This window comes from Desulfosarcina sp. (genome assembly GCF_033791525.1).
GTDB lineage: Bacteria > Desulfobacterota > Desulfobacteria > Desulfobacterales > Desulfosarcinaceae > Desulfosarcina.
In genome coordinates this window covers 1-6616 of sequence record NZ_JASJGN010000347.1, presented here as the reverse complement: position 1 = coordinate 6616, position 6616 = coordinate 1, and the positions used below count along the sequence as shown (strand labels likewise).

Annotated in this window: 5 protein-coding genes; 3 read left to right on the top strand and 2 right to left on the bottom strand. The window is 52.2% G+C overall.

The genetic code is table 11. The features are described 5' to 3' along the window. The first annotated feature begins 79 nt into the window (after positions 1-79). From QNK41_RS17270 to QNK41_RS17260, 3 genes are read left to right on the top strand one after another with little or no spacing between them, the layout of a single operon-like run. A complete protein-coding gene (locus tag QNK41_RS17270) occupies positions 80-2350 on the top strand; it encodes a nitric-oxide reductase large subunit (protein WP_319259238.1) in 2271 nt (756 codons plus the stop codon). A gap of 17 nt (positions 2351-2367) precedes the next feature. After that, positions 2368-2727, top strand: a complete 360-nt coding sequence (locus QNK41_RS17265; protein WP_319259235.1) for a DUF488 domain-containing protein — start codon at positions 2368-2370, stop codon at positions 2725-2727. A gap of 19 nt (positions 2728-2746) precedes the next feature. Beyond that, a complete protein-coding gene (locus tag QNK41_RS17260) occupies positions 2747-3037 on the top strand; it encodes an antibiotic biosynthesis monooxygenase family protein (protein WP_319259232.1) in 291 nt (96 codons plus the stop codon). A 647-nt stretch (positions 3038-3684) separates the two neighbouring features. On the opposite strand, the gene QNK41_RS17255 is transcribed toward QNK41_RS17260, so the two are convergent. Continuing rightward, positions 3685-4761: a hypothetical protein gene (locus QNK41_RS17255; protein ID WP_319259230.1), complete on the bottom strand. Its 1077-nt coding sequence runs from the start codon at positions 4759-4761 to the stop codon at positions 3685-3687. Positions 4762-5154: 393 nt separating this feature from the next. Then, on the bottom strand, positions 5155-6616 hold a 1462-nt coding region (locus QNK41_RS17250; protein WP_319259227.1), incomplete at its 5' end, for a mechanosensitive ion channel family protein.

Sequence of the window (6616 nt, the reverse complement as noted above, 5' to 3'; positions counted from 1 at the left end):
TGGTGATGATACGCGGTGAGTAGTATACACGTTCATCAATATTAACCGATCATCTCAATGGAAAATAGGAGGTACTATTATGCAAGAGCAGCTATCTGACACCGCGGTTCTCTCTCCATGGTGGCGCCGCAGTGTTGTCTTGGTTTTCGTGGTCGGCATGATCGGTCTGATCTTCATGTCGGTACAGGCATACCGCCATGCACCACCTATTCCGGAAAAGGTGGTCGATTCCGCAGGCACCGTCGTCTTCGACCGGCAGGATATCGAAACGGGCCAGGAGGTATTCTTAAAATACGGCCTGATGCAGAACGGTTCGATCTGGGGGCATGGCTCCTACCTGGGCCCGGATTTTTCGGCGCAGTACCTGCACGAGCTCTCGCTGGATACCGGCCAGGCCATCGCCAGGCAGGAATTCGGCATGGATTTGTCTGCATTGGATGAATCCCAGCGGGCTCAGGTAGATGCCCGGGTAGCCATCCTTTTGAAAGAAAACCGCTACGATCCCGCATCCAAACAGCTGACATTCATCGATGCGGAAAAGGACTCTTTCCAAAGGCAGCTCACGGTCTGGACCGATTATTTCAAGCACCCGACATCCAATTCGGGCCTTCCCGACAACTATATCGATGACCCGGAAGAGATCCGCCAGTTGACGGCTTTTTTTGCCTGGACGGCCTGGGCCAGTGTCGCCAACCGACCGGACAAGTCCTATTCGTATACCAACAACTTCCCCTATGACCCGGTGGTGGGCAATCTTCTGACCAGCGATGCGGTTCTCTGGAGTGCGTTGAGTGTGGCCATGCTGCTGGCCGGACTGGCCTGTGTGTTGGTTGTTTTCGGCAAATTCGATTACCTGGGCTGGAAAGGTGGCCCTGAAGGCATCTATCCGCAAATGCTGGCCGGTGAAGCTACTGCAGGACAGAAGGCGACGATCAAGTACTTTGTGATTGTGGCCCTGCTTTTTCTAACGCAGGTCATGATCGGTGGCGCCCTGGCCCACTATCGTGCGGATCCTGGAAATTTCTATGGCATCGACCTGGCCCAGTATCTGCCAAGCAATATTCTGCGCACCTGGCACCTTCAGTTGGCCATATTCTGGATCGCCACGGCCTATATAGCCGGCGGTCTGTTGCTGGCCTCTTCAATAAGCCGGGAGGAACCGCGTGGGCATGCCGTGGGCGTGCACATGCTCTTCTGGGCGCTGGTAGTACTGGTGGTCGGCAGCCTGTTGGGCGAACTGGCAGGTATCAACCAGCTGTTTGGGCGCTTCTGGTCATGGTTTGGCCACCAGGGCTGGGAGTTCCTCGAGCTGGGGCGCTTCTGGCAGGTTATCCTGGTCGTCGGACTCAGCTTCTGGATGGGTCTGCTCTACCGGGTGATCGCACCGGTTTTGAAAGATCCGGAGCGAAGAGAGATTTCGCTGTTATTTTTGGCGGGTGCGGCTTCGATTCCTTTTTTCTACCTGCCGGCCTTTTTTTTCGGCAGCACTACCAATTTTACGGTGGTGGACATGTGGCGCTTCTGGATCATTCACCTGTGGGTGGAAGGGTTCTTTGAGCTTTTCGTAACCATTCTGGTTGCAGTAACCTTCTACCAGTTGGGGGTGGTCAGGCGCATCAATGTGGTGCGGGTCATTTACATGGATGCCATCCTCTTTCTGGCGGGCGGCATCATCGGTACGGCGCATCATTGGTATTGGACCGGGCAGGCCAATTTTACCATGGCGCTGGCAGCCATGTTCTCGGCGCTCGAAGTGGTGCCGCTGACACTGTTGACGCTGGACGCCTGGGATTTTGTCAAATTGACCGGTACCGGGGACACCGCCGGTGCACCCAAGAAAAAAATCCCCCACAAATGGGCCTTTTATTTTTTAATGGCCGTCGGGTTCTGGAATTTTGTGGGTGCCGGCATATTCGGGTTCCTGATCAATATGCCGGTAGTGAGCTATTACGAGGCGGGAACCATCTTGACCCTGAACCACGGACACGCCGCCTTGCTGGGCGCATTCGGCATGCTGGCCATGGCGCTTTTGGTCCTGGGCCTGCGGCACGTGCTGACGGACGAACAGTGGGTACTCCCGGAAAAATTCGTCAAGGTTTCCTTCTGGGGCATCAACATCGGGCTGGCCTTGATGGTGATCACCAATTTGTTCCCCGAGGGTATATTGCAGGTCTGGGATGTGCTTGAAAATGGATACTGGCACGCCCGCAGTCTTGAATTCATCGGCTCTGACCGGATTCGAGCGCTGGAATGGGTCAGCATGCCGTCGCACGTGATTCTGATCGTCGTCGGTGTGGTTCCGATGGTGATCGCCGCAGGGTTAACCTACTTAAGAATGCGGAAAGCTTGATATAAAAAGAGGCAATCATGATTAAAATCAAACGCGCGTACGATCCACCCGCGAATACGGATGGGACGCGCATTCTTGTGGAACGGCTTTGGCCGCGCGGGATCAAGAAGGAGGCCTTGAAACTGGACGACTGGCTAAAAGACGCCGCGCCCAGCACCGAACTGCGCAAGTGGTTCAGTCACGACCCGGCCAAGTGGCCCGAGTTTCAGCGGCGCTACCGGGCCGAACTCGACGAGCATCCGGACGCATGGCAGCCGCTTGTTGAAGCGGCGAAGACAGGCAAGGTGACGCTGCTGTTCAGTTCGCACGACGCGGAGCACAACAACGTCGTCGCGCTGAAGGCGTATCTGGAAGAACGGTCGGACTTAAAAAAATAATCCATACGGAGGTGACATTATGTTTGTAGCGCTAATCTCTTTTCCGCCTATAAAAGCCGGCAAAGATGCAGAATTTCGAGAATGGTTTGCCTCGACAAACGAAGAATTCTTCACGTTTAAGGGTTTTATCGGGAGGCGGCTATTGAAGCCTTTTGATGATGGCAATTATGCCGCTATCGTTGAGTTTGAGAGCCAGGACAATTTCAAAGCAATGCACGGCAGTCCTGCCCATGACAAAGCAGGTGAGCGTGTAATGCCGCTATTTGACGGCAATCCCACGCCTCATTTTTATCAAGTCGTCATAGGGTAGGTTTATCGCCAATAGTTATTTCCCAAACTGAGCGATGCACCTTTCTCGAAGAAGGTCGATTGGTAACGATCACGGTTGGGTCCATCGATGGTTGTATTCAAAAGGTGAAACCCATTGGGTTTGCCGATCTCACCCCATCTTCGGTGTTAGATATCGCCGCGCATAGTCCACTATAGCGCGACGACATCTGCCTTGAATCTGCGGCAACCTCGTCAATCGCTCCGTTTGGGTGATAGACACTCATCTGAAGTGTGTTGAGTTTCGTGGAACTTAGCTTTTGGAAGGTGGCACCCACACATTGTTTGTTGTGGGTATGACACGAAAATGAGCCTCCTCGATTCGTGCTCTTTCTTGCCATAGACTATACTTGCGAGAACTTTTTGACAATTGCATCTACGTTGGAGATGTATTTACAGGCAAAAAGTTATTCGTGCCTGTTGTAGACAGCGCGTACATGCAGTGCGGACATGATGGTTAATAAAAGCGGTCAGGCACAATATATTGTATTCGTATAATTTCTATTTAATTCCAGGCGCATAGCAGCTATACGTGTACGTGGCCTTAAGTACATGTTTGTTTTGGATATATTCATTCCGTTACTAAATGTCCCACGGCTAATAGCGGGCAAGTCATAGCAGATTGTGACATCAACCGGCAGGAATCGTTACCAGCGGAAGACCCTCATTACCTCCGGTTTCCGTAAGTGAAAAAAGGATCATCAGAAATGCGAAAGTTCGCTTTGACTGAAAATCTCTCTTGTCAATCCAAAACCAGTTATCTTCGTATTTGACAGTTGTGAAAGCGTTCTCCGGCTTGTCGGGTCCGCTCTTAACGCGAATAAGTTGCTTTATTTTTACCTCGTCACCCACGGGGAGTGGAAAGGAGTCGACGGTTAGGCCATCGGACACATGTTCGAAGGGCACATCTATTTGGGTGGATAGATTGACCATGATCTGCATGATCGAGCGGGTCAGCATGGCAATTTCGTTATCGCTTTGGGGGATTAGCCCGTAGGTTACCTTGACCTCCTGTTTCTCCGGATCCAAACCTAATAGTTGATTGATCTCCATGCGCGCTTCGGCGACGTCTGGCGAGATATTTTTGCGGTGGAAAAACAGAACCGTGGTTTCCTTCTTATCCTTTTCTTTAATGATGCGCATGCCAACCGTACCGGATTGCTGTATTTTGCGAAACAAAGAAACCAGATAATAATATTCCGGATCGCCCAAACGTTGATCGGTCCCGGCGGCCTGCCGGCTACGAAAGCCGTTAATTGAATCCACGACAATCGGATATATCAAGTCTACCGGCCATCCCGACTGAATCATGAACAAGACCGTTTTTGGCGGAATGGGGGTCATGAAGCTTTCGTTGAACTTCGCACCGGTGATCGGCGCGTAGGTGATCGTGGGACGGTCGGTATATTTGCCGGCTGTGCCCAACGCCAGAAAGTCACCCTGAATTGCCGCTTCGGAAGAGACCGTACCACCAAGATTGACCGACCCCTCCAGGGTATAGCCACTCACCACTGATGCCACTTCTACGAAAAGTGGCATGTCGGCATAGCGCAGCTTAACGATGTTGAGCAGGGTCTGCTCCTTCCAGGACTCTGCAATCGCCGTATTGTAGTCGAATCGATCGCGGGGGACAGTTTTTGGCCCTATGTGTGTGCAGCCAGTGAGCCAAAATATGGCGATTATAGCAGTGATAATCCTGTAATTCATTACCTTCTCCTATTCGGCTTGCAGAATATTTAGTCTTTCTTGTCCACTGCATCTTTCACATTCAACGGGTCCACAACATAAATAGTTCCTAAAGCCTATGCGATAATACGCTTAGAAATAATTTGAATAGACACTCCCAAACTGAGCGATTTTCGAGCTTGCCGCAGGACCCAGGAAGCTGGCATTCCGATATAGTCGCCTATGCGGGATGCCGGCTGACACCGGTTATACGGTGAGATCGGCTATCCCAACGGGTTTCAAATTTTTAGTGCCGTAAACCATAATGGCAAACAATAAATACCGGTTATTCTATCTGTAAAAATTTGAAACGCTCAGTTTGGGACATTGTTAAATCCTCTATGGGTCTTCCCGAACACGCTGCACGCCAAAAGCTTATCCCTCCTCGGTCGCCGGCGGTGTGTACCACCGCTCCTTCGGGACGACCTTCGGTTCGGCCGGGTCTTCCTTGTACGCCGGTGACATGATCTGCACGCCATTTTCATTGAAGACATCCTGGATGTTGCGATGCATGTCGGTGTACAGCTTCACCATCTGTGAGGCATCACCACAATAGGCATTGAGTTCGTAGTTCACTGCGTAGTCCCCCAACGATTTCTGTCGTATGAACGGTTTGGGTTCCTTGAGAAGTCCCTCGGTGTCTTCGGCGGCCAGTAACAACATCGCCTCCACCTGCCGCCACGGCACATCGTAACCAATCCCGACCGTGGTATGCAGGATCAGGCCCTGGTCACGGGCCATGGTGCTGTAGTTGGTCACTTCGCCGTTAAGGATGGTCGAATTCGGAATCACGACCTCTTCATTTTTCGGTGTCCTTACATGGGTGACCAATACGCGCATTTCCGAGACATCACCGATGGTATCACCGATCTTTACCCGGTCACCAATTCTGAAGGCACGCCGGTAGGTCATGGTGTAGCCCGCGATCACATTGGAGATCACGGAAGTGGAGCCAAGAGAAAACAGGACCCCCAACAGGATCGAGATCCCCTGGAAGGCCGCAGAGTCGGATCCGGGAATATAGGGATACGCGATCACCAGCGCGAAGATAATGACCCCCAGCCGCGCAATCCGATAGGTCGGCCACGCCCATTCGACCTCGAATCCCTTGATTTTCAGACGCCGGGTATCGATCGCGGCAAACACACTGCGGGTTACCTTCAAACCGTAACGCGTGATGTAAAACCACACCACGAGGAACAAGAGGTTCGGTATAAAATCGATGACGGCATCGACCATATCGCCAAGTGGGCTCGCCACGAACTGGAACAGCGTGTGGGCGGTGTAGCGCGTCTGCGGAAAAAAACTCAGCGCGAAACTCGCGAAACCGTAAACCAGAGATATAGTAACCAGTACCCGCAACATTTGCAGTGCACCGTGCAGGAGCCCCCAGAGCTGCTCTCTCCGGAAGATCCGTTGAGATCGAGCTTCAAGGTTCTGCATACGGAGCTTGACGCGACGTTCCAGGAATCCGTCCAGACGGCGAAAGCCCCAGAACACGACGCATAAGAGTACAGCCAACACCACCATGCTTCCGAGCGCATACATTGCGTTTTTAAGTAATACTGCCGGCTTGTGATCATGACGGTAGTCATTGATGGACTCAGTAATGCTTATTTGTATGGTTTCGGCGAGCACCGTCCGAGAGACCCCTTCGAATTCGGCATCCGCTTCCAGAATCCGAAGGATGGCCTTACCCTTCTCACCGGGAAAGATCTGGTGATCGGCGCCGGCATTTTTAACCCGCAGTGTTTTTGCATCGAACTTTGGATCTTGAGCCAACGCCTCGATGCGTTTGCCAATTTCATCTGCACGGCGTTTGGCCGGGTAAGCCGAA